This window comes from Xanthobacter cornucopiae (assembly GCF_043195065.2).
In the GTDB taxonomy this organism is placed as follows: domain Bacteria; phylum Pseudomonadota; class Alphaproteobacteria; order Rhizobiales; family Xanthobacteraceae; genus Xanthobacter.
Genome location: NZ_CM195531.1, coordinates 3281200 through 3307524, shown reverse-complemented (window position 1 = coordinate 3307524; position 26325 = coordinate 3281200). Strand labels below are relative to the sequence as shown.

Genomic DNA, 26325 nt, shown 5'->3' with positions numbered 1-26325 from the left:
GGAGGGGCACCGGGCGGGCAAGTCGAGTTCAAGACCCACCATAAGGGGTTCGCTATGCCACAAAATGCAGATAACGTGCTCGATCACTTCGAGCTTTTCCGTGGTCCCGAATACCAGCAGATGCTGGCCAATAAGAAGCGGATGTTCGAGAACCCCCGCGATCCGGCCGAGGTGGAGCGGATCCGTGAGTGGGCCAAGACTCCCGAGTACCAGGAAAAGAACTTCGCCCGCGAAGCCCTGACGGTGAACCCGGCCAAGGCCTGCCAGCCGCTCGGCGCAGTGTTCGTGGCGGTTGGTTTCGAGAGCACGGTTCCGTTCGTGCACGGCTCGCAGGGCTGCGTTGCGTACTATCGCTCGCACTTCTCGCGCCACTTCAAGGAGCCCACCTCCTGCGTGTCCTCGTCCATGACGGAAGACGCGGCGGTGTTCGGCGGCCTCAACAACATGATTGACGGCCTCGCCAATACTTATTCGATGTACAAGCCGAAGATGATCGCGGTCTCCACCACCTGCATGGCGGAAGTCATCGGTGACGATCTGAACGCCTTCATCAAGACCGCGAAGGAAAAGGGCTCGGTCCCGGCTGAGTACGACGTTCCCTTCGCCCACACCCCGGCCTTCGTCGGCAGCCACGTCACCGGCTACGACAACGCCATGAAGGGTGTGCTGGAGCACTTCTGGGACGGCAAGGCCGGCACCGCGCCGAAGATCGAGCGCGTTCCTAACGGGAAGATCAACTTCCTCGGCGGTTTCGACGGCTACACCGTCGGCAACCTGCGCGAGATCAAGCGCATCTTCAACCTGATGGGCGTGGAATACACCATCCTCGGCGACAATTCCGACGTGTGGGACACCCCCACCGACGGCGAGTTCCGCATGTATGACGGCGGCACCACGCTGGAGGAAGCCGCCGAGGCGGTGCACGCCAAGGCCACCATCTCCATGCAGGAATACTGCACCGAGAAGACCCTGCCCTTCATCGCCAACCATGGCCACGAAGTGGCGGCGTTCAACCACCCGGTGGGCGTTGCCGGCACCGACAAGTTCCTGATGGAAGTCTCCCGCCTCACCGGCAAGGAGATCCCCGAGGAGCTCGCCCGCGAGCGTGGCCGCTTGGTCGACGCCATCGCCGACTCCGCCGCCCACATCCACGGCAAGAAGTTCGCCATCTACGGCGATCCCGACCTGTGCCTGGGCCTGGCTTCCTTCCTGCTCGAGCTCGGCGCCGAGCCCACCACCGTGCTGTCCACCAACGGCGGCCCGAAGTGGGCGGCGAAGGTTCAGAAGGTGTTCGACTCCTCGCCGTTCGGCCAGAACTGCAAGGTGTACCCGAACAAGGACCTGTGGCACATGCGGTCGCTGCTCTTCACGGAGCCGGTGGACTTCCTGATCGGCAACACCTACGGCAAGTATCTGGAGCGTGACACGGGCACCCCGCTGATCCGCATCGGCTTCCCGATCTTCGACCGTCACCACCACCACCGCCGTCCGGTGTGGGGCTATCAGGGCGGCATGAACGTCCTGATCACCATCCTCGACAAGATCTTCGACACCATCGACGCCAACACCAACGTGCCGGCGAAGACCGACTACTCGTTCGACATCATCCGTTGATGTCCTCGACCCGGGCGGGCTCTCCCGCCCGGGTTTTTCAGGATGTGACCGCGAGCCGGTCCGGGGCCCCGCCCGGCCGACCCTGCAGGGGGAATCCCAAGATTTTCCGCGATCCGACACAGCCCCTTTGTTGAAGGAGAGATCCATGAGCTCGTTGTCCAGCACGATTCAGGCCGTCTTCAACGAACCGGGATGCGGGAAGAACCAGAACAAGTCCGAAGCCGAGAAGAAGAAGGGGTGCACCAAGCAGCTGCAGCCCGGTGGCGCGGCCGGTGGCTGCGCTTTCGACGGCGCCAAGATCGCGCTTCAGCCCTTCACCGACGTCGCCCATCTCGTGCACGGCCCCATCGCCTGCGAAGGCAATTCCTGGGATAATCGCGGCGCCAAGTCGTCCGGCTCCAACATCTGGCGGACCGGCTTCACCACCGACATCAACGAGACCGACGTGGTGTTCGGCGGCGAAAAGCGCCTGTTCAAGTCCATCAAGGAAATCATCGAGAAATACGATCCTCCGGCCGTCTTCGTCTACCAGACCTGCGTGCCCGCCATGATTGGCGACGATATCGACGCGGTCTGCAAGGCGGCGAAGGAGAAGTTCGGCAAGCCGGTGATCCCGATCAACTCCCCCGGCTTCGTGGGCCCCAAGAACCTGGGCAACAAGCTGGCGGGCGAGGCCATTCTGGAGCATGTGATCGGCACCGAGGAGCCGGAGTACACCACCCCCTACGACATCAATATCATCGGCGAATACAATCTGTCCGGCGAGCTGTGGCAGGTGAAGCCGCTGCTCGACGAGCTGGGCATCCGCATCCTGGCCTGCATCTCCGGTGACGGGAAGTATAAGGACGTCGCGTCCTCGCACCGCGCCAAGGCGGCGATGATGGTGTGCTCCAAGGCGATGATCAACGTCGCCCGCAAGATGGAGGAGCGCTACGACATCCCCTTCTTCGAGGGGTCCTTCTACGGCATCGAGGATTCCTCCGACTCGCTGCGCGAGATCGCGCGCATGCTGATCGAGAAGGGCGCCGATCCGGAGCTGATGGAGCGCACGGAAGCGCTGATCGCGCGCGAGGAAAAGAAGGCCTGGGAGGCGATTGCCCGCTTCAAGCCCCGGTTCAAGGGCAAGAAAGTGCTGCTCATCACCGGCGGCGTGAAGTCCTGGTCGGTGGTGGCGGCGTTGCAGGAGGCCGGCCTGGAGCTGGTGGGCACCTCGGTCAAGAAGTCCACCAAGGAAGACAAGGAGCGCATCAAGGAGCTGATGGGCCAGGATGCGCACCTGATCGAAGACATGACACCGCGTGAAATGTACAAGATGCTGAAGGATGCGAAGGCCGACATCATGCTGTCCGGCGGGCGCTCCCAGTTCATCGCGCTCAAGGCCAACATGCCCTGGCTCGACATCAACCAGGAGCGCCACCACGCCTACATGGGCTATGTGGGCATGGTGAAGCTGGTCGAGGAGATCGACAAGGCGCTGTACAACCCGATCTGGGAACAGGTGCGCAAGCCGGCCCCATGGGATGATCCCGCGAAGTCCTGGCAGGCCAAGGCCATCGCCGACATGGAGGCGGAGGCCGCAGCGCTCGCCGCCGATCCGGTCGCGGCCGAAAAGGCGCGCCGGGCCAAGAAAATCTGCAATTGCAAGGGCGTCGATCTCGGAACCATCGAGGACGCCATCGCGGCCCACGGGCTCACCACGGTGGACGGGGTGCGCGAGCACACCACGGCTGCGGGCGGCTGCGGCGCCTGTGCGGTGCGCATCGAGGATATTTTCGAGAGCCTGGGCGTGTCGCAGGTGGTGGAGGTCATCACCGATCCGCTGGCTGCGGAGGCGGTGCGCCGCGCGAAGAAGGTCTGCAACTGCATGAGCGTGGACGTGGGCACTGTCGAGGATGCCATCCGCGCCAAGGGGCTCTCCACGGTGGCCGAGGTGAAGGCGCACACCAAGGCGAGCGGCGGGTGCGGCAGCTGCGCGGAGCGGGTGGGTGACATTCTGTCCAGCGTGAATGGGGACAGTGTGCCCGGGACCCTGGCGGCGGCCGAGTGAGGATCACGACATGGCGAAGCTCGTTTCCTCTAAAAAGGCCTGCACGGTCAATCCGCTGAAGATGAGCCAGCCGATCGGCGGCGCGCTCGCCTTCATGGGGCTGCGGGGCTGCATGCCGCTGCTGCACGGCTCGCAGGGCTGCACCTCGTTTGGCCTGGTGCTGTTCGTGCGCCACTTCAAGGAAGCCATTCCGCTGCAGACCACGGCCATGAGCGAGGTGGCGACCGTGCTCGGCGGGCTGGAAAATGTCGAACAGGCGGTGCTCAATATCTTCAATCGCACCAAGCCGGAGATCATCGGCATCTGTTCCACCGGCGTGACGGAGACCAAGGGTGACGACGTGGATGGCTATATCAAGCTGATCCGCGCCAAGTATCCGCAACTCGCCGACTTTCCCCTGGTCTATGTCTCCACCCCGGACTTCAAGGACGCCTTCCAGGACGGCTGGGAAAAGACCGTGGCCAAGATGGTCGAGGTGCTGGTGAAGGTGCCGGAGTCCGGGGCGGCCAAGGACCCCAAGCGCCTGAACGTGCTGCCGGGCTGCCACCTCACCCCCGGCGATCTCGACGAGCTGCGCACCATCATCGAGGACTTCGGCCTCGTGCCCTCGTTCCTGCCGGACCTGGCAGGCTCTCTGGATGGTCACATTCCCGACGACTTCACCCCAACCACCATTGGCGGCATCGGCGTCGACGAAGTCGCGACCATGGGCGAGGCGGCGTGGACCGTGGGCATCGGCGCGCAGATGCGCCGCGCGGCCGAGGCCATGGAAGCGAAGACCGGGTCGAAGGCGCGGGTGTTCGAGCGCTTGTCCGGGCTGGGGCCGAACGATGCGTTCATCATGTTTTTGAGCGAGATTTCGGGCCAGCCGGTGCCGCGCAAGTACCGCCGGCAGCGCGGACAGCTGGTGGATGCCATGCTGGACGCCCACTTCCACCTGGGCGGACGGCGGCTGGCCATCGGCGCTGAGCCGGACCTTTTGTTCGATGTCGGCTCCATGCTGCACGAAATGGGCACCCAGATCGTTGCCGCGGTCACCACCACCCAGTCGCCGGTGTTCGAGCACCTGCCGACGGACGAGGTGCTGATCGGCGATCTCGAGGATCTCGAAACCCTGGCCAAGGAGCGCGGCTGCGACCTGTTGATGACGCATTCGCATGGCCGTCAGGCGGCCTCGCGGCTGGGCATCCCGTTCCATCGCATCGGCATGCCCATGTTCGACCGGCTGGGCGCGGGACATCAGCTGTCGGTGGGCTATCGCGGCACGCGCGATCTCATCTTCAACATCGCCAACCTCGTGATGAAGGACCACGAGGACAATCACGAGCCCACCCCGGACACCTGGCGTCCCGGCGCCGAGCCGCATGGCGCGGGGCAGGGGGGCGGCCACGGAACTGGCACGACTTCTGCTACGACCCACCACTAAGAAGAACGTCGAGGCGAAAGCACCATGAAAGTCGCATTTGCTACGCAGGATCTGAAGCGCGTCGACGCACATTTCGGGTGGGCGAAGAACATCGCCATCTATGAGGTGAGTCCGGAAGGCCATCACTTCATCGAGGCCATCGAGTTCGACGGCGATCTGAAGGAGGACGGCAACGAAGACAAGCTGTCGCCCAAGATCGACGCGATCAAGGATTGTGCGATTCTCTACGTGGCCGCCATCGGCGGCTCGGGCGCCGCGCGTGTGGTTGCCAACAACATTCACCCCATGAAGGTGAGCCAGCCGGAAGAGATCTCCGACCTGATCGACAAGCTGTCGGAAGTCCTGAAGGGCAACCCGCCGCCCTGGCTCCGCAAGGTGCTGAACAAGGGCAAAGAACGCACTCTCGATTTCGAGGACTGAGGACGCACCATGGCCGAAGCAGAAGCAGCCACCGCCGAGGCGGTTCCCGCCGATCAGTCGCCCTTCGTCAAGGAGCTGGTGAAGGTCTGGCGGGCCCAGGACACCCACGGCGCCTGGGAAGGGAAGAAGGATCTCGACCTGATCGAGCCCTATATTGTCGACAAGGAGGCGCGCCGCGCCCTGCCGATCATCGGCGATCCTGATCCGGAGACCATCTGGCGTCTGGAATTGTTCTTCAATGCCGTGTGCCTGCTGATCGAGCGCGAGACGCGGGTGATGATCTCGCCGATGCTCAAGATGAGCCACGAGGGCTTCGGCCGCATGGTGCTCATCGGCGGCCGCCTGATCGTGGTGAACAAGCAACTGCGTGACGTGCACCGCTTCGGCTTCGACAATCTCGGCAAGCTGGCGGAAGAAGGCGCCAAGTATGTCGCGTCCGGCGTCGAGATGATCAAGAAATTTCCCGACGTGGCCAACTACTGAGGCGACAAGATGAGCGATATCGACGCGCTGAAGGCTGAGCTCAAGAAGCTGTCGGCCAAGGCGACCCAGGCCAAGATGGATCTTCACGACCTTTCCGAGGAGCTCCCGGTGAATTGGGAGCAGATTCTGGATGTCGCCAAGAAGGCGCACGATGCCTTCTCGACCCTTGAGCAGAAGCGCGCGGAATTGAAGGCCCTTGAGGCCGCCTGAACTGGAAGGGCGTTCTATGTCTAACGAAACCCGAGATGGTCGAGCTTGGCAGCCAGACTACCTGCTCGATATCGATGCCGGAAAGTGTATCGGTTGCGGGCGCTGCTACAAGGTCTGCGGCCGGGACGTGATGACCCTCAAGGGCATCAACGAGGATGGCGAGGTGGTCAGCCTCGATGACGACGAGGACGATGAGGTCGAGAAGAAGGTGATGGTGATGAACGACACGGGCGCCTGCATCGGTTGCGGTGCGTGCGCCCGCGTCTGCCCCGCCAATTGCCAGGTTCACGGAGTGGACAAGGCAGCAGCCTGATCAGGAGTGCGGCGATGACGGCTGAAGAGGTCTATGACCAGTTGTTCGCAACACCCGGTCCCGTCGATTGCGACGCCTTCGACCGGCATGTCGTCGCCGCCATCCTGTCGCTGGCCGTGTCCGAGGGACTGGCCAGCGGACAGGGGCCGCTGCCGGGGCTGGGTCTTGCCGGGCCGGATTTGGGCCGTCTCCTCCGCGCGACGTTCCCGGGTATCGAGGCGCGCTTTTCGCTCTGGTTCGACGCTCCTGGACCGGACGTGGACAAGGAGGAGCAGTCGGTTCGAGACATTCTCGGCCTGTATTGCTCGCAAGGGGATGGCCTTGAACGTGCCCTGGGCGCGATGATCGCCCGGCGCTGCAAGTTCCCGCATCATCTGTGGCAGGATTTGGGGCTGCGCAATCGTGGCGAACTGTCCACTCTCATGAAGAGGCACTTCGAACCACTGGCGCAGAAAAATCGCAATGACATGAAGTGGAAGAAGTTTCTCTACCGCATGGTGTGCGGGTCGGAGGGCTTCACCTTGTGTACAGCCCCGGTCTGCGCCGAATGCGACGATTTCCACGTCTGTTTCGGGGCGGAGGACGGGGAATCCCGGCTGGCCTGGATGCGCAATGGTCGCCGTGTGAGCGCCGCCGTGGATGAGACGGCATTGCCGGAGGCCGCCGAATAGCCAGCCATCGTGCAGCGGATCCGGTGCGCGGGAGCCGGCGATCTTGAGTGCGTTGGCGCGACGCGGCGCCGCGGTGGCGCTGTCGTCCGCGGGGGCGCCGGCGCGCAGGGCCCCTCTGGCGAGCGTCGACGAACGCCGGCCGGAGCGGAGAGCGATTGGCGGTCCGGCGCGGCGGCCCGGATCGGATTGGTGACACACTTTTCACTGCAGCGCCGTCTTGCCGCTGCCAGGGCCCGGTGAGGCCCGCCTGGGCAGGGGCGCGAGGGCGGAGATGCGCGGCGCGCGTGCTTGGAGCAGGGGATGCGAGGCTGGCGTCCGCGTGGGCGGGCCGCTGAACCGGGATCTCCGGCCACCGGATGCACGGCGGTCGGGCTTCTGCGGGGCGAAGCTCGGCTTCGGGCTCCGGCCTGGCGAGACGGATGATACCATCGTGCCCGGTCTACGACCGGTGCCAAGCCTCGACCGGTGCCAAGCCTGGACCCGTACCAAGCCTCGACCCGTACCAAGCCTCGACCCGTACCAAGTGGGTCCGCTCAGGCGCTGCGCGGGTTTGACCAGAAACCCCATGAATCAAGCTTAAGGGCCTTCGGCTTGAGGCCGGGGCGCCCGGACGCGTGCAATCGCCCGCCGGGGGCGCGGACGTGCCATGCGCTGTGCGCGGGGCGGCTGTGCGACACGTTGCGGCTGCTGGCCAAAGCCGGCGCAATAATCTATCAGCCCAGCCGGCTCCCTTGCGCGAGAGCGGGCCATAAGCGACCTCCGCGCGACCAAATCTTGCCAAACCCCTCTGCCTCCGACGACACCCGGCGGTGCGTGAGCTCCGGGGGGCGGCCGTACGCGTTTTGGAAGATAAAGACATGTCATCACCCGCAAGCTTGACGGCCGAGGCCGACACCATTGCCCTGAACCCGCGCTCCCGGGTGATCCTCGCGAGTCTCGTGGGCACCACCATCGAGTTCTATGATTTCTACGTTTATGCCACCGCGGCGGTGCTGGTGTTTCCGCACCTGTTCTTTCCGGCCGGCAATGATACCACGGCGCTTTTGGCCTCGTTTGCGGTGTTCGGCGCGGCCATGGTGGCGCGGCCCCTCGGGGCCATCTTCTTCGGCCATCTCGGTGACAAGCGCGGCCGCAAGATCACGCTGGTGGGGGCGCTGCTCACCATGGGCATCGCCACCTTCCTCATCGGCGCCCTGCCCACCTTCCCCATGGTGGGGTGGCTGGCGCCGGCGCTTCTGGTGATCCTGCGTCTTGCCCAGGGTTTCGCGCTGGGCGGCGAGTGGAGCGGGGCGGCGCTGGTGGCCACGGAGAACGCGCCCCATGGCAAGCGCGCCCTCTATGGCACTTTTCCGCAGCTTGGCGCGCCGATCGGCTTCATCATCGCCAACGGCCTGTTCCTTGTCATCGCCGCGGTGATGCCGTCATCCGATCCCTCGCGGCCGTCCGATGCCTTCCTGAGCTGGGGGTGGCGCATTCCGTTCCTGTTCTCGGCGGTGATGGTGATCGTCGGCCTATGGGTGCGCCTGAACCTGGTGGAGAGCCCGGCTTTCGCCAACACGGTGAAGGATGGCCGGATCGAGAAGGTGCCGCTGGTGGCCGCCTTCAAGAGCTACTGGCGCGAGCTGATCCTCGGCACCTTCTACATGCTTGCCACCTATGTGCTGTTCTACCTGATGACCACCTTCTCGCTGAGCTACGGCCGCGCCGCCACCGGCGCCGCGCTGCCGGGCCTCGGCTATGACTATCGCACCTTCGTGCTGATGATGATCGCGGGCGTGGTGTTCTTCGGCATCTTCACCATGGTGTCCGGCCCCTGGGCCGACCGCTGGGGGCGGCGGCGCACGCTGATCTGGATCACGCTGGCCATCGCCCTGTTCGGCTTGGTGTGGGTGCCCATGCTTGCCGGCGGGTTCGCGGGGGTGATGGCGTGGCTCATCCTGGGCTTCTCTCTCATGGGCCTCACGTTCGGGCCCATGGGCGCGCTGCTGCCGGAACTGTTCCCGGCCAATGTGCGCTACACCGGCTCGGGCATTTCCTACAATGTGTCGTCCATCCTCGGCGCGGCGGTTGCCCCCTTCATCGCGGTGGCCCTGTGGAGCTACGGCGGCGGCAGCCCGTTCTGGGTGGGCATCTATCTCACGGCGATGGCGCTGCTCACCCTGGTGGCACTGCTGCTGGGCAAGGAAACGCGGGACGTGGACATCCACGCCTGAGGCGCGGCGGTCTGATGCCAGGGGCCCGTGAGCTTGACGCATGGGGCTTTTGGTCAAGCCCGCGCGGCGCTTGAGCGGACCCAGGTGGCACGGGTCGAGGCTTGGCCCCGCTCGAAGACCGGGGCCGATGATATGACACGCATCGGGTTTGAGACGCATCGGGAATGACGGGCGGCCGCAGGGCCGCCCGTTCGCGTTCGGAAGGCGGTTCAGGCGGTTTCCTCGCCGGCCTTGCCGTCGAGCACCGCGCGTAGCCGCGGCAGGTCGAGTTGGCCTTCCCAGCGGGCGATGACCAGGGTGGCCACCGCGTTGCCGATGAAATTGGTGAGGGAGCGGCACTCCGCCATGAAGCGGTCGATGCCCAGCAGCAGGGCGATGCCGGCGAGCGGAATGCCCGGCACCACCTGCAGCGTTGCCGCCAGGGTGATGAAGCCGCCGCCGGCCACCGCCCCGGCGCCCTTGGACGTGAGCATGGCCACTCCCAGGATCAGCAGTTCGTGCTCCAGGCTCAGCGGCGTGTTGGTGGCCTGCGCGATGAACAGCGTCGCCAGCGTCATGTAGATGTTGGTGCCGTCGAGGTTGAACGAATAGCCGGTGGGCACCACCAGGCCGACGATGGATTTCGGTGCCCCGGCCGCCTCCAGCTTGCGCATCAGCGCCGGCAGGGCGCTCTCCGAAGAGGAGGTGCCGAGCACGATCAGCAGTTCCTCGCGGATGTAGCGCAGCAATTTGAAGATGTTGAAGCCGACAATCCGGGCGATCAGGCCCAGCACAAGGCCCACGAACAAGATGGCCGTGAGGTAGAAGGTGAGGATCAGTTCGACCAGATTGCCGATGGATTTCAACCCGTAGGCACCCACGGTGTAGGCCATGGCGCCGAACGCCCCGATGGGCGCTGCGCGCATGACGAGGGCGACGATGCCGAACACCAGCCGCTCCGCCTGCTGAACCGCCTTCAGGATCGGCTCGCCCTGCGGCCCGAGGGCGTTGAGGGCGAAGCCCGCCAGCACCGAGACCAGCAGCACCTGGAGGATCTCGCCGCTGGTGAGGGCGCTCACCAGCGTGTCCGGGATGATGCGCAGCACGAATTCGGTCACCGAGCTGTGGGACGCCTGGGTCGCGAACGCGCTGGCCGCCTTGGAGTCCAGCGTGGCGGGGTCGATGTTGAAGCCGTCGCCGGGGCGCAGGGTGCGCCCGACGATCAGCCCGACCATCAGCGCGAGGGTGGAGACCAGCTCGAAATAGAGCAGGGCCTTGCCGCCCACGACGCCAACCCGCTTCACATCGCCCATGGAGGCGATGCCGACCACCACGGTGCAGAACACCACCGGAGCGATGATCATCTTCACCAGCTTGATGAAGCCGTCGCCGAGCGGCTTCATGGCCTCGCCCAAGTGGGGGAAGGCGACGCCGAGCGTCACGCCCACCACCACCGCCATCAGAACCTGCACGTAGAGGATTTTATAGAACGGCCGCCGCATGGCGCCCTCCAATCCGGTCGCGCCGCGTGCAGCGCGATTTTCATCTTAATACCATCGGCCCGGTCTTCGACCGGTGCCGAGCGGGTCCACTCAAGCGCCGCGCGGGCTTGACCAAAGCCCCATGAGCAAGGCTCACGGGGCTTTGGTCTTACACCTCCTTTCGGCGTCGGGCGCAGCGCTTCGGGAACACTTGTCCGTGCATAGCGCGCTGGCCCCGGCATGGATGGCCCCAGGGCGCGGAGCCAGCCGCCGCCGCCGGCAAGGTCAGAACCGCAGCGTCACCCGGGTGTTGATGGAGCGGCCCATGCCCGCCACCGGGTAGCCCCAGGCGGCAGAGGAGCCCATCATGGACGGCACCTGATAGTTCACGAGGTTGGCGCCCCCCAGCGGCAGGTCATATTCGGTGTCGAGGATATTCTGGATGCCGAATTCCACCTTCAGCAGCTGCCATTCGTAGGCGGTGCGGAAGTTGAGCAGCGCGTAGGCCTCGGTTTCCAGTTCGTTGCGGACCTGACTCACCAGGATCTTGGAGCTCACCAATTGCAGCTCCAGGCTGGTGGTCCAGTTGCCGAGGGTGTTGTCCACCGCCAGCGTGCCGTTGAGCGGCATCATGTGATAGAGGTTCACGCCATCCGTGCGCTGGCCCTGGACGAAGTTCAGGTTGCCGCGGAAGGCGCCCTGCCCGAACGCATCGCTGTCCCACAGGGCGAGCTTGCCGTCGATGTTGACGCCGTAGAGCCACGCATCGTGGTTGGCGAACTGCAGATAAACGAAGCTATTGGTGATGTAGGGATTGCTCGGCAGGCTGGCGAGGCAGCCGGCAAGGGTGCAGCGATCAACGTCGATATAGTCGGTGACATAGCTGTAATACGGCGAGACGCGCAGTTGCCAGACTTTCTGGGCGGCGTCGTGCCAGTTGGCGGTGAAGGAGAGCGTGTGGGCGGCTTCCGGCTCCAGGTCCAGGTTGCCCACATAGCCGTTGCCGTCGCCGAACCAGCCGATCATGCTCATGGCCATGGCGTTGCTGGACCAGGCGTAGCGCTCATAGAGGTTGGGCGAGCGGGTCTTGCGGGCGAGGCCCAGCTCATAGTGGCTGGAGGCATCGGCCTCGTAGCGCAGGATGCCGGTGGCATCGAAATTGATGTCGGCGCGGGCGTGGCTCTGGGCATTGAACAGGGCGGCATCGGCCCCGTACATCATCGCGTTGTAACCCTGCACGTCGCCGGTGTTCATCCACACGATATCGTTGCGCAGGCCGAGGACGAGGGTCCACTTGTCGGCGAACTGCCTTTCCCACTCGGCATAGGCGCCGACCCGCAGGCGCTGGCCGTTGTTGATGTTCTCGAAGGTGTCGGGCCCCATCATCATGGAGCCGGCCACCGGCGGCCACCAGTCGTCGAGGGTGTTGTAGAACACCTCGCTGCCGATGCGCATCAGGGTATCCGGGCTGAGGCCCACGGTGGCCTTCACGGTGGAGCCGAGATCCGTGGAGCGCGTGTCCATGGGCATGTCGCCGCTCTTGTCGGGCTCTATGAAGCCCATGGTGTGGCGAATGCGGTTGACGAAGGCCGTGGCCTCCAGCTTGCCCCAGTCGAACTGCCCCTCATAGGCGCCGTTCACGAACAGGCTCTTGTTCTCCACAAGGTCCATGTACTGGTTGACGAAGCCCTGGGAGGGCATGAACTGGCCGCCCACCTGCACCGTGAAAATATTGTCCTGCAGCTTCTTCGAAATGGACAGGGCGTGGTTCTGCGTCTCATACATGGTGGACTTGATGGTGGTGCCGTTGCCCGACTGGTAGTCGCTGGCGCGGGCCCAGCCGCCGGTATAGGTCACGCTGGTGTCGGCGTTGGAGACGGTGGCCTTGGCATCGACGCCGTAGGAATTGCCGTTGCTGCGATAGAAGCCCGAGACGCTGCCGGAGACGGCCAACTGGTCGCCGGGGGTGAAGCGCGGCGGGGCCAGGGTCACGTCCACCTTGGCGCCGGTGTAGTCGCCGCCGACGCTGACCGGCGCGGTGCCATAATACACCTTGGTGGTGGAGATCATCGCCGGATTCACGAACGACAGAGGTGGGTTCATCTCGTTCGGGCAGGCCGGGCTGAAGATCATGCCGTTGATCGCCACCTGCACGCGGTCGGCGCCCATGCCGTTCACCGCCGGCAGGCTGGAGACCCCGCCCGCGCCCCAGGCGGCGCCGCCGGGGATGGAACTGATCAATGAGCCGGTGTCGCTGGTGAAGAGGGTGGCCGCGGCCGCCTGGGCGCCGGAGAGGGTGGCGGTGTTGGCCGGCGTGAAGCCGGCGCTGCCGGGACCCTCGCCGCCCTGGTGTGCCGGCGTGGCAGGCCGCACCACCAGCGCGGGCAGTTCTTCGGGTGGGGCGGTCTCGGCGTGCGCCGGGCCGGCCAGCAGCGGGCCGAGAACGGCCAGCGCGGGGCAGGCGAGGGCGGTGGACAGATGGCGCGCGCGCTCTGGCGTCAAGAAGGGGGTTCGCATGGGGTGTTCCGCAGGACTGTGTCGTGCCCGCGGGCGGCCGGCACCTGCCCGCGCGCCGGTGCCGGCCCGTGCCGGAGCCGGGCTCCGCGCGGGCGTCACCAGCCTGCGCGGCGACCGGAGGCGCGCCCGTCAGGTTCGGACGGAAAGGAAGGAGAAGCCCGCGGCGGAAGCGGCGGGCGCGGTTCAGCCCAGGGCGGGTGGGGCGCGCGGCTGGCTCGGGCGGCGCTGCGTCGCGATACGCAGGCCGTCCCGCACGATGGCGCGGTGGCGCAGCTCAATGGCGATGCGGTCGATCTCGGGCGTCGGCACCGGCGGCGGCAGCACCGCCGGGTCGGCCCGCGAGAGACACAGCGGGCAATGGGGCGACGCATCGTCGGCCGGGGGCCCGGCATCATCGGCGGACGTCGTGGCGCTGTTGAGGCAGAGGGGGGAGGGCAGGTTTGAGGGCCCGCGCGCCATGCCGGCGCTGAGTGCGCTGACCAGCACGATCTGCAGCACGAGCGCATAGGCGGCCGTCCAGGCCACCATGCGCCGAAGCTGTCCGAATCGAATATGCCGCCCAGTCATGTCATTTCCTCTATTCATTCGCTTAACACAGGGGTTGACGAATGAAAACGGGGCCTCAAAGCTGAAAGGGGCGGCCGGTCGCGCGGGCCGCGTTGTTCGAGTGCGTCGCCGGTGCCGCTTGACGCGGCGTCCGCGCTTCGGTGTGCTCCAGGGGGATCGCCGCGCCGAATGCGGCGCGGTGCACGGGGGAATGTGGGGCATGGCCAACGGCCCGGCATCGGGGAGCATCGCATGGCGAGCCTGGCTCGCGGTGGCGATGGCTTATGCCCTGGTGGGCCAGCTGGTGCTGGCGGGCGCGTTCACGGCGCTGGCGGCGGGGCCAGGGCATTTCGGCACGGTGTTGTGCCGTCCCAGCGTCGCGGCCGGCGGTGGTCCCGCGCCGGCAGGCGAGCGGGTTCCCGCCTGCTGTCTCTTGGGCTGCGGCGTTGCCGATCCATGGACGCCGGCGCCGCCCGGCGCGGCCGTGTCCATGCCGATTGCCGCTTTCGCGTCTCCGGCGCCGCGCCGGGCGGGGGATGCCTTGCGGGTCGAGGCCGGGCGGCGGAGCGCACACCTGGCCCGGGCTCCGCCAAGCCTGGCGGCCCGTCCGGGCTGACTGCCAGTTCCCTGAATTCACGATCCCGGCGAGGTCCAGGCGCGGCGCTGCGTCGCCCAAGGCCATGGACCCGCGTCCGTTTCATCCGCGCCGCCTCTCAGGCGCGCGCAAGGAGAGCCCTCATGCCCAGCGTGTCGCAAGCCTGCCGTTCCGCCACCCGCGAGTCTGTCATCCGCGAGTCCGCTACCCGCGAATCTCCCATCGGCAGGTTCTCCCTCCTTCGGCCGCTCCGCATCCAGGGCGTTCTCGCCGCGCTCATGGTCGCCTCCGGGCTGCTCGCGGCGTCCGCCTCGACGCCGCGCGCGCACGAGTTCAAGGCCGGCGCCATCGAGATCGACCATCCCTGGGCGCGCGCCACGCCCGGCGGCGCCACCGTCGGCGGCGGCTATGCGGTGTTGAAGAACAACGGGACTACGGCCGACCGGCTGGTGTCGGCGGCCGCGCCCTTCGCTGGCCGGGTGGAGCTCCACGAGATGGCGGTGAAGGACGGCGTGATGACCATGCGCCCGCTGCCGGAAGGCATCGCCCTGCCCGCCGGCGCCACCGTGGCCCTGAAGCCCGGTGCCTACCACATCATGTTCCTGGAGCTGAAGCAGCCGCTGAAGGAAGGTGAGCTGCTGGACGGGACCCTGACCTTCGAGGCGGCCGGCGTGGTGCCGGTGAAGTTCAAGGTCGAGTCGATCGCCGCCGGGGCGGGTGCCGCCGCGACCGCTCCGGCTCATTCGGGCCACTGACCCGGCCCGGCGGCCGGGGTCCGGGCGCGCGGGGCAACCCGGCGGCCGGGCCTCAGCCGCCGAGCGCCTCATAGGCCGTATGGGTGATGGGCGCGCCGGTGGGGTTGGGGGCGTAGATGCCGAGCATGCGGGCATAGGTGGGCGCGAAATAACGTCCGACGCTGCCGGCCGGCACGCGCACCAGATCGCCGACGGTCGCTTCCACCGTCTCCCCGTCGCAGGAGACGAGCAGTCGGCCTTCCAGCACATAGGCATATTCGTCGTGCACGTGGGAGTCGGTCCAGGCCTCGCCCCTCAGCTCCCACTCCATGAGCACGGGTTCGGTCCAGCCGGTCGCGGGTGGGGGCGTGAACCAGCGTGTCTTCGGGGTGTCTGTGCCGGTGAGCGGAGCGCGCGGCCATCTGGTCGGTGCCATGGGGGGTCCCGTATAGGTGTCGTATGGGGGGCGGCGATGACCCCGGCGCAGGCTCGCGCCATCCGTCGTGATGCGCGGCCGGCAGCCCATGGCGCTTCCCGCCGCAGGAGCCGGTCGGGTCGCAGCCCATGGCGGCGCGGCGGTGGCGATCCAATGATCCGGACATGCCTTCTGGCCCTGGGGCAAATCGGCGGCGGACATCCGCGCGACAGCGGCGAATGGCGTGGGAAATTGCCACGCAAGGCAAACATATATGCCGCATAAAGTCAAATTTACATCGATAATGCCACAATGATGTTCGAGATGGTCTGCGCGCGCTGATCCGCGCGGATACGCCCGGGAGCAGAAGAAGGAGCAGCCCATGTTTTGCGGGGATTTGTGCGCCGTCGCGGGATGCGTCCGCAAATTCCACGCAAATGTGCAGGCCTTGTGTGCGCGCACCTGACAGAAGCGGTGTTTTGTGGCAATGATGTCAACATCCGGTCGGGCGCGGTTCCCGCCGTGGGTCCGGGCAGCGCGGTTGGTCATGTCTCTCAAGCGTCAGAACGAAATCCTGCAGGTGGTGCGCGCCAAGGGCAGCTATTCCATCGCCGAGCTGGCCTCGCGCCTGTCGGTGTCGACGGAGACCATCCGCCGCAATATCCAGCCGCTCATCGACGACGGCACGCTGCTGCGTTTCCATGGCGGCATCATGATTCCGGAAGTGGCGGAGGAACCCCCGTTCCAGCGCCGCATGCATGTGAACAACGATGCCAAATGGGCGCTGGCCGCCATCGTGCGCGACCATGTGCAGGACGGCGACAGCCTGATCCTCGACAACGGCACCACCTCGGCCTACGTGGCCGACGCCCTGTCCAGTCATTCGCGCCTCACGGTGGTGACGCACTCGGTGCAGATCGCCCACCGCCTCGCCTCCAAGAACGGCAATCGGGTGTTCATGGCCGGCGGCGAGCTGGCCGGCGAGGACGGCTCGGCCATGGGGCCCTCCACCATCGATTTCATCCGCCAGTTCCAGGTGCGCTATGCGTTCATCTCGGTGGGCGGCATCACCCTCGCCGGCGAGCTGGGCGATTTCCATCTGTTCGAGGCCGAGTTCGCCCGCGCCGCGATCCAGCAGGCCCAGGAGGCGTGGGTCATTGCTGACCGCACCAAGTTCGGCCGCGAGGCGCCGGTAAAGGTGTGCCAGCTCTCCGCCATCGATTCCATCGTCTCCGACGGGCCGCCGCCGGCGGAATTCGCCTCCCGCTGCCGGGCGTCCGGGGTGAGGATCCTCACTCCGGCGGTGGCGCCGCCGGCGGAAGCGGCTGTCGCGGAGCGCCGGGGCGGCTGATCGGCTCCGGCCGTCTCCCGCCGGCGCCCGCCTTGCGCGCGGCGCGCACTGACGTCGCGGCAACCGCGGTTCCCTCGGTGCCGCGAGTGTGACACTGTGCACCCATGCATGAGATCGCGACTCCCGAGCCGGGCGGCGGGGGGCAGGGCGAGAGCACCGAGGAACGGTCTCCGCGTCCCGGTGGTGTCGACAAGCTTGCGCGCGGCCGCCTGTTCCTGACCCTCGACGCGCTGCTGGCGACGCGCAGCGTCACCGCCGCCGCCCGGCAGCTGGGCATTCAGCCGTCCGGCGTCAGCCGCATCCTGGCGGATCTACGCGTGCTGTTCGACGACCCGCTGCTGATCCGTTCCGGGCGCGGCCTCGTGCCCTCGCCGAAGGCGGAGGCGCTGCACCCGCAGGTGCAGCAGATCGCGGCCGCCATCCACGCTTTGTTCGAGCCCGATGCGCCGCATGCGCCGAAGGAGCGCTTCGACGCCCGCTGGAACGTGCCTTACCAGGACGCGGTGCCGCCGCTCGCGGTGCAGCCGGTGGCGGAGGACGGCGGCGGGGGCGCCGCGCCCGGCAGGCGGGCCGGGGCGGCGGCCGATCTGGCGCCACCGCAGCGCCTCGCCCGGCTGATCGGCCAGGTCGGAGGCGCGCGCAAGGCGCCCTCCCAGAGCCTCGACATGGACGAGGCGGAGGACGCCCTGGCGATCATCCTGGCCGGGGCGGCCGATCCGGTGCAGATCGGCGCCTTCCTCAGCCTGGTGCAGGCGCGCGGCACCACGGCGGTGGAGCTCGCGGGATTCGTGCGCGCGGCCCGGCTCGAGCTGAAGTCCCGCTTCAAGGTGCCGAGGGGGCTGTCGGCCGACCTGGACTGGCCGTGCTGCATCTCGCCGCGCGATCAGCGTCCGCCGTGGTTCCTGCATGCGGCCCAGCTGGTGGTCCGGGCCGGCTACCGGGTGGTGCTGCACGGCACCAGCGGGGCGGGCGCGGTGTCCGGTCGCCATGGCGTGGTGGCGGCGGCGCTGGAAATTCCCACCTGCACCAGCGGGGCGCAGGTGGCGCGGGCGTTGGACCGCCGGGGCATCGCCTATGTCCCGCTGGCGGAACTCTCGCCGCAGCTGTTCCGCCTGTTCGGCCTCTATGCGCTGACCCAGAACCGCTCGCCGGCCCATGACGTGGCGCACCTGCTGCAGCCGGTTCCGGCGCGGGCCAGCCTGCTCGGCGTCACCAAGCCGTCCTATAAGGAGCTCCACCGCGACACCGCGCGGCTCCTTGGCCTGACCCAGCTCGTCATCGTCGGCAACACCAAGGACGTGGCTCAGCTCAATCCATTCCGCGCCACCACGCTTCATCGCCTGGTGGATGGCGAGGCGCAGGACGATTTCGTGCCGTCGCTGCCCGAGCCGCCCTCCCAAGGCCGCCTGCCCGTCACCAGCCTGGAGCACTGGCACGCGGTGTGGACCGGGGCGAGCGTCGATCCGCGGGCGCGGAGCATCATCATCGGCACCGCCGCCGCGGCGCTGCTGGCCCTCTCGCGCGATCCGAGCGCAACCTTCGCCCAGGCGCACACCCAGGCCGAGGCCTTGTGGCAGGCGCGGCATGAAGGCCGGCCGCAATCGCACATGGTTCGCAAATAGGCGCAATTCACCCCAGTGTGCCCCAGCGGCAACACCCTGGGCCCCGGTTGGCCGCCCCAGCCGCGGCGGGGACCGGAGCGATCTGCTCAAGGCATTGACGACACAGGCGGTTCCCACCGGCGAAGGGGCGTGGCCGCCCAGCCGCACGCAGGTGCGCCCAGGGGTGGGCTCGCGTGCGGAGTGTGCGACGCAACATCATTGGTCCCCTTCATTCGTGCGCTCAGAAAAATTTAGAACGGGTCTGAATGATGCGCGTTGCCGCGCTTGGGGCCGCTCCGTAAAGCTCGCCACATTTCCAGATGTTGCTCGTCTGTGGCGACACTTTATAAGTATTCTCAGGAGTGAGATATGCGGCGGGATAGCTCCAATCTGTGCCTTCGGCCCCTTATTGCGGGTGCGACGACGACGGCCGGCGCGTTGTTGAGTGCTTCTTTTCTCCCCATTGCCGCTCTTGCCCAGGAGACGCCCCGGCCCGCCAGCGCGAACGGCTCGACCAGCCCGGAGGGCGAGATTGCCCTCGACACCGTCGAGGTGCGCGACCGCGCGGCGGCCGAAGGCAATACCAATTGGGCCTCCCTCGGCATCGCCCGCATGCCGGCCTCGGTGCAGGACACGCCCCAGACCATCGACGTGGTGCCCCAGGAACTGATCCAGCAGCAGCAGATCACCACCCTGGGCCAGGCGCTGCAGAACGTGCCCGGCATCACCATGTCCACCGGCGAGGGCAACGGCGGCGCCGCCGGCGACATGTTCCGCATCCGCGGCCTGCCGGCGCGCGGCGACATCTATTCCGACGGCCTGCGCGACTTCGGCGTGTTCACCCGCGACACCTTCGATACCGAGAGCGTGGAGGTCATCAAGGGCCCGAACGGCGAGGCGTTCGGGGTTGGCAATGCCGGCGGCCTCATCAACCAGACCAGCAAGCGCGCCCATCTGGGCAACAAGACCAGCATCGATTTCCAGACCGGCTCGGGCCCGCTCTATCGGCCCACCATCGATGGCAACTACCAGATCGACGCCACCACCGCGCTTCGCCTCAACGCGGTCTACAACGACCAGGACACGCCGGACCGCGACCACATCTTCACCGACCGCACCGGACTTGCCGCCAATCTCGGCTTCGGCCTGGGTACCGACACCACTTGGTATCTCAACTACATGTACCTGCATGGCGATGCCATGCCCGACATGGGCGTGCCCTTCCTCATGGGCCGCGACGCCAAGCTGAAGCCGATCACGGCCTTTGGCCTGACGCAGATCTCGCCCACCACCTCCTATGCGCGCAGCTTCAACCACGACATCACCAATGTGAACGTCGCGACCTCCAACTTCCAGAAGGAGATCAACGACCGTTTCACCCTCAACAATGACACCCGGCTGTCGATCTACAATCGCGACTTCAACGCCACCAATCCGGCAGCGTGCGTGCTGGCCTGCGCCGATGCCATCCTCGCCGGCGGCAACGCGCCGCTCGCCTATGGCGCCGGCGGCGGCATGGCCTACCAGCAGACCGGGTGGGGATTCCAGAACGTCGCCAGCGGCCGGTTCGAATTTGAGATCGGCGGGTTCAAGAACAAGGCCATCGTCGGCCTCGACACGGTCTACCAGGAAGACCAGAGGCATCAGCTCACGGCGGTCAACCGGGTGAACGACCAGACCATCGTGAACCCGCAGTTCGACTACCCGTTTACGTCTTTTTACTACAATGGCTACAATGCCCGCCTGTCGAATGCCACCGACATTGGCGTGTTCGTGAATGACCGGCTGTGGCTGAACGATCACTGGTCGGTCCAGGGCGGCTTGCGCTGGGACTATTTCAACAGCGAATACAATGGCGTGGCCGCCGATTTGGGGGGCAGCGCCACGGCGCGGGAATGGAGCCCCTCGGTCAGCCTCATGTTCGAGCCCTCGCGGGACCAGCTCTATTATGCCTCGTTCTCGCGCACCTACCGGCCCATCGGCACCGATATCGGCGCGGCGGTGGGCGGCGTCGCCACCGAGGTGCCGCGCGATGGGTATGACAACCAGCCGGAGCGCTCCGACCTCTACGAACTCGGCGCCAAGCTGAACTTTCTCAACGGGCGCCTGGGTGCCACCGCGGCGCTGTTCCGCATCGAGAAGACCAATTCCTACACCGTGGATCCCATCACCGGCGAAGTGGCGGCGGGCTTCTCGGACTCCGGCCAGAGCCTGCGTATCTCCGGCGTGGAGCTCGGCCTCAACGGCCGCATCACCCAGCAGTGGACGGTCAACCTCGGCTATTCCTATCTCGACGGCGACATCACTTATTCCGCGAACATCTTCCAGATCGGCAAGACGGCGCCCAACGTGCCGCCGAACAACTTCACCGCCTGGACCAGCTACGACCTGGAGCAGCTGGCCCACCCCGACACCACGCTGCTGGTGGGCGGCGGCGTGCGCTACTCCTCCGAATACTGGTCGGATGCGGACAATCTGGCGCGGGTGCCGGAGACCTTCTCGCTGGATGCCATGATCTCCCTGGAGACGCGGGACAAGAAGTATCGCCTGGCGCTCAACGCCTACAACCTCACCGACCACCTCAACTACGTGTCGAACTTCAATGCGGTGCGCGTGGTGCCGGCGGCCGGACGCACCTTCATGGTGAACCTCGGCACCACCTTCTGATTGCCCACCAGGCTGAAGAGCCTGCATCCGCGCCGTCTCCGCGACGGCGCGGATGCCGTCGTTTCGAGGGCCACGCGCATGTTGCTGACCATACCCGATGTCCTGTCCGCCGATGAGGTCGCCGCGTTCCGACGCGTGCTGGCGGGCGCCGCCTGGGAGGACGGGCGCGCCACCGCCGGCGACCTGGCCGCGCGGGCCAAGCTGAATGTCCAGCTGCCGCCCGAGGGGGCCGCGGCGCGCGATCTCGGCGCGCACCTGCTGGCGGCGCTCGGGCGCTGCCCCACCTATGCGTCGGCGGTGCTGCCGCTGCGCATCCTGCCGCCGCTGTTCAATCGCTACGATCCCGGCATGGGCTTCGGCCTGCACACCGACAACACCATTCGCGCGCTGCCGGACGGCACGCGGATGCGGGCCGATGTGTCCACCACCGTGTTCCTGTCCGATCCCGACAGCTATGACGGCGGCGAGCTCATCATTGAGGACGCCTTCGGCCCGCAGGCGGTGAAGCTGCCGGCCGGGCACATGGTGATCTACCCCGCCTCCAGCCTGCACCGGGTGGCGCCGGTGACGCACGGCAGCCGCTGGGCATCCTTTCTCTGGGCCCAGTCGATGGTGCGGGACCCGGGCGAGCGGGCGCAGCTCTACGATTTGGACGTGGCCATCATCGACCTGCGCCGGCGCGTGGGCGACGACGATCCGGCGGTGCAGCGCCTCGTCAACCATTACCACAACCTGTTGCGACGGTGGGCGGAGCTATGAGCCTGGACGAGACGGGAGAGGCGCCCGGTTCCGGCCTCAGCATGCAGCAGGTCCAGCTGGCGCTGGGACAGATGCACCTCGATCGCGGCGATCACGCGGCCGCGCTCGACTGGTTCCGCACCGCGGCGCGGGCCGGCGACGCCTGCGGCTTCAACATGATCGGCCGGTGCCACGACTGCGGCTGGGGGGTGCCGGCGGACCCGGCGGCGGCAGCGCGCTACTACCTGCGGGCGGCGGAGCTCGGCGACGTCTGGGCGCTGTTCAACCTGGCGGATCTTTATTGCTGCGGGCGCGGCGTGGCGCGGGACGACGGCGCCGCCTACACGCTCTATCTCGCCGCCGCCCGGCGCGGCCATGCGAAGGCGCTCAACATGCTCGGCCTGTTCCACGAGGACGGACGGGTGGTGGCGGCCGATCCCGATGGAGCGCTGGAGCTGTTCCGCGCCGCGGCGGCGGGGGGTGACTGCTGGGGCAGCTTCAATTCCGCCCGGCTGCATCTGGCGCGGGGCGAGGAGGGGGCCGCGCTGGACGCCTTCGAGCACGCGCTGGAGACCGGCTTTCCCGATTTCTTCGCCACCATGGCGCAGGCCCTCGCCGATGCGCCCGATCCGCGCTTCGCCGCGCTTGCCGCCCGTGCCGCCGCCCGCGCCGCGCCCGGCGGGGAGGCGTGAGCATGGCGGTGCCGGCCGATGCGGTGAGCCTGGGCGATTACGAGCGCCACTTCGCCCGCCTGTGCCATCCGGCGGTGCGCGCCTATGTGGATGGCGCGGCGGCCGATGGCCTCAGCGCCCGGCGCAACCGGGCGGCGTTCGACGCCCTCGGCCTGCTGCCCCGGGTGCTGGTGGACATGGCCGGGGCCACCGCCGCCAGCACCTTGTTCGGCCAGGAACTGGCCTATCCGGTGGTGATCGCGCCCACCGCCTACCATCGCCTGCTGCACCCCGATGGCGAACTCGCCACCGCGCTCGCCGCCCGCCTCACCGGCACGCCGATGACCGTGAGCACCCAGGCCAGCGCGACGCTGGAGGCGGTCGCCGCCGTGGGCGGGCCGGTGTGGTTCCAGCTCTATGCCCAGCCGCGCTGGGCCGACACCCTGGCCCTGGTGCGGCGTGCCGAGGCGGCCGGGTATGGGGCGATCCTGCTGACCGTCGATGCGCCGGTGAGCGGGGTGCGCAACATGGAGCAGCGGGCCGGCTTTGGCCTGCCGGAGGGTGTCGGCGCGGTCAATCTCGCCGGCTTCGCACCGGTGGCCGCACCGCCGCTGCGACCCGGCAGCCCGGTCTTTCAAAGCCTGCGCGCGGGGGGCGCTGGAACGGCAACCTGGGACACCCTGGCCGATCTCTGCCGCGCCACGGCCCTCCCGGTGCTGGCGAAAGGCATCCTCTCGCCGGACGACGCGGATCTGGCGGTGGCGGCGGGATGCGCCGGCATGGTGGTGTCGAACCATGGCGGGCGGGTGCTCGATACGGTGCCGGCCGGCATCGAGATGCTGCCGGCGGTGGCGGCGCGGGTGGCCGGGCGCGTGCCGCTGCTGGTGGATGGCGGCATCCGCCGCGGCACCGACATCGTCAAGGCCATCGCCAGCGGCGCGTCGGCGGTCATGATCGGGCGGCCGGTGCTGCACGCGCTCGCGGTAGGTGGGGTCGAGGGCGTCGCCCACATGCTCACCGTGCTGCAGAGCGAGCTTGAGGCGGCCATGGCCCTCACCGGCCGCCCCCGCCTCGCCGACATCGACGCGGGGGTGTTGTGGCGGCCAGGGGCGCAGGCCCCGGCCCCGCCGTAGCGAGGAGCCTTGGGCGAGGCCCGCGCGGCGAGGGGGCGAAACCCGCCCGGCGCCGGCCGAGGACCGGGGCCGACGGTCTCAGTCGAAGGCATCGATGCGGATGCGGCCCTCGCCGATCCAGCGGCCGATCTCGGCGCGGGCGGCATCCGGGGCGTATCCGCCCTTCTCCACCAGCACGCGGGCGAGGGTGTCCTCGACGCCCCGCGCCATGGCCCGCTGTCCGCACACATAGATCACCGCGGCCTCGTCCAGCATCCAGCGCAGCACCTCGTCATCGGCGGCGGCGAGGCAGTCCTGGACATGGACGCTGGGAACATGGACGCCGGGGGCGCCGGCCGCGCCATCCCGGGAGAAGGCGGTGTCCAGGCGGGTGAGGGTGCCGTCGGCGAGCGCCGCCTCGAAGCGGTCGCGCCAGAGGAAGTCGCCGTCGCGGTGGCGGTTGCCGAAGATCAGCCACGCCGGTCCGGCGCGGCCGCTCGCCCTGCGTTCATCAAGGAAGCCGGGGAACGGGGCGATGCCCGAGCCGGCGCCGATCATCAGCACCGGCCAGGTGGGGTCCGCCGGCAGGTTGAAGTGGGGATGCGGATCGAGCCGCGCCTGAAGCGTGCCGCCGAGCGGCGCGGCGCGCAGCAGAAAGCCGGACACCTGCCCGAAACGTTCCTCGCCGGCCTGCCCCGGACCGGCGTCCCCGGGTCCGGACGTGGCGTCGTGCCAGCGGTGCAGGCGTACGGTGAGTTCGATGCGGCGGGGATCGACGCGGGCGGAACTGCCCACCGAATAGGCCCGCTCGCGGCCCCCCTCCGGCGGCGTCAGGCGGATGAGGTCGCCGGGGCGGAAATCGAGGTCGCGGTCGCTGGCGAGCACGAGGCCCCAGGTCTCCTGCGTGCCGCCATGGGCCGGGTTGTCCAGGCGCCGGCGTTCGGCCAGGGTCAGCGTGAGGCGCGTGGCGGGCGCGGTGGCCACGGGTGCGCAGGCGAGGCCGAGATCGGTGCCAAGGCGTTCCATCCAGCGCGACCACGGCGCCGACGGATCGCCATCGGCCTCGATCATCGCCAGCGCCTCGGTGGCGCCGGCCGCGATCAGCGCGTCGCGCAGGGTGTGCGCACCGCGGCAGAAGTGGGCGTAGGTGCGCTCGCCCAGGCCGAGCACGCAGAAGCGCACGCCGGCCAGGGCGCCGGGCGCGAGCCTCTTCAACAGGTGCCGCGCGCCATCGGGCACCTCCCCCTCGCCGGTGGTGGCGGCGATGACCAGGATCAGGGGGAAGCGCTGCAGCGCCTCGGGCGCGACGGCGCCGAGGGGCGCGAGGGTCGCCCTCGCGCCGCCGGCCATGAGGGCTTGGCAGGTGAGGTCCGCGAGGCGGGCGGCGGTACCGGTCTGGCTGGCGTAGGCCACCAGGATGTCGGCGCCGGCCGCGACGGCGACCGCGCGATCGCGCCGCCAGCGCTGGAACCAGGACGCGAAGCCGGTGACGGTGAGGCCGAGCAGGGCCAGCGACATCGCCACGTTGAGGCCGCCGGACCAGGCCCCGGCCCAGGTGCCCTCGTGGATCTGCTTGACGAGGCCCGGCCCGCCCGGCAGCGGCGTTACGCCCGTCCCGGTGACGACATAGGCGCCGGCCTTCTCGCCGGCCAAGCGGACCATGACCGTGCCGCCGCGAAAGCGCCGCGCGCTCACGAGGCGGGTGGTGTCGAGGTTGCGGGTGGCGACGGCGAGCGCCTCGGCGATGCCCACCGGCTTCTCGACGCGGGGCAGGGGCGCGCGCGGCCCGGTGCCGAGGCTGAAGATCAGCATGGCGGCGGTGACCGGGGCGGTGAGCGTCACCGGCAGCAGGCACCAGCCGACCGCCATGTGCCAGCCCATCAGCGAGTTGCGAAACCGCAGCCACGCCAGCAACGGGCCGAACAGCATGATCGCCAGCATGGCGAGGCTCGCCGCCTCCACCACCAGGGAGAGGCCCAGCAGCAGGGACTTATGGAGCTGCTCGGCGGTGCGGAACACGTCGATGCCGCCGCCGGCGCGGGTGCGGGTGGCGGAGGCGATGTCCCATTGCCCGGCGATGTCGGCGGCGGGGCTGGCGACGATCGCGGCGCGCCCGCCCTCGGCGAGGCTGACCATGGTCACCGGCCCGCCGGCCTCCAGGGTCTTCACCAGCTTCCCGAGGGCGGTCGCGTCGACGCGGGATTCGGCCTCCGCCCGTTCCGCCGCGCCCGACAGGATGGGCCGGAACGAGAGCACCGCGCCGGTGACGATGATGACCAGGAACACGGGCGTGAGGACGAGGGCCACCCATCGATGCAGGCCGATGAGCAGGGGCCGGACGCGGGCCAGCGACATGATGCACTCCGATGCGGCCGCCCGGCGGAAGCGCGGATCGGCGCGCCCTTATGCAGCGGTGGCGCGCGACAAGGTTTGTCGCCGCGATGGGTTTTGGTAAGCGAGCGTTTCGCATGCCGGGAGATGACACATCTCGATACACTTGCCCGGTGGCCCGCTGTCGCCA

At 68.0% G+C, this 26325-nt stretch carries 22 protein-coding genes; 17 read left to right on the top strand and 5 right to left on the bottom strand.

What is annotated here, in order from left to right:
- Nucleotides 1-54 precede the first annotated feature (54 nt).
- The 9 genes from nifK to V5F53_RS14590 all read left to right on the top strand — a co-directional run bounded on the left by nifK (nt 55) and on the right by V5F53_RS14590 (nt 9397).
- Nucleotides 55-1614, top strand: coding sequence for a nitrogenase molybdenum-iron protein subunit beta (gene nifK / locus V5F53_RS14630; protein WP_393995126.1), 1560 nt, complete (start codon nt 55-57; stop codon nt 1612-1614).
- Between the two features lie 145 nt (nt 1615-1759).
- The gene (gene nifE, locus V5F53_RS14625; RefSeq protein ID WP_393995127.1) at nt 1760-3661 is read left to right on the top strand and encodes a nitrogenase iron-molybdenum cofactor biosynthesis protein NifE; all 1902 of its coding nucleotides are present in this window, start codon (nt 1760-1762) and stop codon (nt 3659-3661) included.
- Between the two features lie 10 nt (nt 3662-3671).
- On the top strand, nt 3672-5087 hold the full coding sequence (gene nifN, locus V5F53_RS14620) for a nitrogenase iron-molybdenum cofactor biosynthesis protein NifN (RefSeq protein WP_393995128.1): 1416 nt from the start codon (nt 3672-3674) through the stop codon (nt 5085-5087).
- 24 nt (nt 5088-5111) lie between these two features.
- Entirely contained in the window at nt 5112-5507 is a 396-nt protein-coding gene (gene nifX, locus V5F53_RS14615) for a nitrogen fixation protein NifX (protein WP_393995129.1), read from the top strand.
- A 9-nt stretch (nt 5508-5516) separates the two neighbouring features.
- A complete protein-coding gene (locus tag V5F53_RS14610) occupies nt 5517-5990 on the top strand; it encodes a NifX-associated nitrogen fixation protein (RefSeq protein ID WP_393995130.1) in 474 nt (157 codons plus the stop codon).
- Nucleotides 5991-5999: 9 nt separating this feature from the next.
- Nucleotides 6000-6200: a CCE_0567 family metalloprotein gene (locus V5F53_RS14605; RefSeq protein WP_393995131.1), complete on the top strand. Its 201-nt coding sequence runs from the start codon at nt 6000-6002 to the stop codon at nt 6198-6200.
- Between the two features lie 16 nt (nt 6201-6216).
- The gene (gene fdxB, locus V5F53_RS14600) at nt 6217-6513 is read left to right on the top strand and encodes a ferredoxin III, nif-specific (protein WP_393995132.1); all 297 of its coding nucleotides are present in this window, start codon (nt 6217-6219) and stop codon (nt 6511-6513) included.
- A gap of 14 nt (nt 6514-6527) precedes the next feature.
- Entirely contained in the window at nt 6528-7184 is a 657-nt protein-coding gene (locus V5F53_RS14595; RefSeq protein ID WP_393995133.1) for a nitrogen fixation protein NifQ, read from the top strand.
- Nucleotides 7185-8041: 857 nt separating this feature from the next.
- Nucleotides 8042-9397, top strand: coding sequence for an MFS transporter (locus V5F53_RS14590; RefSeq protein ID WP_393995134.1), 1356 nt, complete (start codon nt 8042-8044; stop codon nt 9395-9397).
- A 209-nt stretch (nt 9398-9606) separates the two neighbouring features.
- On the opposite strand, the gene V5F53_RS14585 is transcribed toward V5F53_RS14590, so the two are convergent.
- The 3 genes from V5F53_RS14585 to V5F53_RS14575 all read right to left on the bottom strand — a co-directional run bounded on the left by V5F53_RS14585 (nt 9607) and on the right by V5F53_RS14575 (nt 13941).
- Nucleotides 9607-10878 (bottom strand): dicarboxylate/amino acid:cation symporter, encoded by a 1272-nt coding sequence (locus tag V5F53_RS14585; RefSeq protein WP_393995135.1) that lies wholly within the window; start codon nt 10876-10878, stop codon nt 9607-9609.
- 264 nt (nt 10879-11142) lie between these two features.
- Nucleotides 11143-13374, bottom strand: a complete 2232-nt coding sequence (locus V5F53_RS14580) for a TonB-dependent receptor (protein ID WP_393995136.1) — start codon at nt 13372-13374, stop codon at nt 11143-11145.
- Nucleotides 13375-13557: 183 nt separating this feature from the next.
- On the bottom strand, nt 13558-13941 hold the full coding sequence (locus tag V5F53_RS14575) for a DUF2946 family protein (RefSeq protein ID WP_509212405.1): 384 nt from the start codon (nt 13939-13941) through the stop codon (nt 13558-13560).
- Between the two features lie 199 nt (nt 13942-14140).
- Between V5F53_RS14575 and V5F53_RS14570 the strand changes: the two genes are divergently transcribed.
- Nucleotides 14141-14536, top strand: a complete 396-nt coding sequence (locus V5F53_RS14570; RefSeq protein ID WP_509212403.1) for a hypothetical protein — start codon at nt 14141-14143, stop codon at nt 14534-14536.
- Between the two features lie 122 nt (nt 14537-14658).
- Nucleotides 14659-15270, top strand: coding sequence for a copper chaperone PCu(A)C (locus V5F53_RS14565; RefSeq protein ID WP_393995138.1), 612 nt, complete (start codon nt 14659-14661; stop codon nt 15268-15270).
- A gap of 52 nt (nt 15271-15322) precedes the next feature.
- On the opposite strand, the gene V5F53_RS14560 is transcribed toward V5F53_RS14565, so the two are convergent.
- A complete protein-coding gene (locus V5F53_RS14560) occupies nt 15323-15685 on the bottom strand; it encodes a cupin domain-containing protein (RefSeq protein ID WP_393995139.1) in 363 nt (120 codons plus the stop codon).
- Between the two features lie 526 nt (nt 15686-16211).
- Here V5F53_RS14560 and V5F53_RS14555 point away from each other — a divergent pair.
- The 6 genes from V5F53_RS14555 to V5F53_RS14530 all read left to right on the top strand — a co-directional run bounded on the left by V5F53_RS14555 (nt 16212) and on the right by V5F53_RS14530 (nt 23825).
- Entirely contained in the window at nt 16212-17015 is an 804-nt protein-coding gene (locus V5F53_RS14555; protein WP_393995140.1) for a DeoR/GlpR family DNA-binding transcription regulator, read from the top strand.
- Between the two features lie 104 nt (nt 17016-17119).
- Nucleotides 17120-18637, top strand: coding sequence for a glycosyl transferase family protein (locus V5F53_RS14550; protein WP_393995141.1), 1518 nt, complete (start codon nt 17120-17122; stop codon nt 18635-18637).
- Nucleotides 18638-19057: 420 nt separating this feature from the next.
- Nucleotides 19058-21283 (top strand): TonB-dependent receptor, encoded by a 2226-nt coding sequence (locus V5F53_RS14545; protein ID WP_393995142.1) that lies wholly within the window; start codon nt 19058-19060, stop codon nt 21281-21283.
- Between the two features lie 78 nt (nt 21284-21361).
- Nucleotides 21362-22042 (top strand): Fe2+-dependent dioxygenase, encoded by a 681-nt coding sequence (locus tag V5F53_RS14540; protein WP_393995143.1) that lies wholly within the window; start codon nt 21362-21364, stop codon nt 22040-22042.
- Complete coding sequence (locus tag V5F53_RS14535) at nt 22039-22713, top strand: tetratricopeptide repeat protein (protein WP_393995144.1); 675 nt, start codon at nt 22039-22041, stop codon at nt 22711-22713. Before V5F53_RS14540 ends, V5F53_RS14535 begins: the two co-directional genes overlap by 4 nt.
- A 2-nt stretch (nt 22714-22715) precedes the next feature.
- Nucleotides 22716-23825, top strand: coding sequence for an alpha-hydroxy acid oxidase (locus V5F53_RS14530; protein WP_393995145.1), 1110 nt, complete (start codon nt 22716-22718; stop codon nt 23823-23825).
- Nucleotides 23826-23903: 78 nt separating this feature from the next.
- Here V5F53_RS14530 and V5F53_RS14525 read toward each other — a convergent pair whose 3' ends face one another.
- Nucleotides 23904-26159 carry a PepSY domain-containing protein gene (locus tag V5F53_RS14525; protein ID WP_393995146.1) on the bottom strand — a complete coding sequence of 752 codons (2256 nt, stop codon included), beginning with the start codon at nt 26157-26159 and terminating at the stop codon, nt 23904-23906.
- Nucleotides 26160-26325 lie beyond the last annotated feature (166 nt).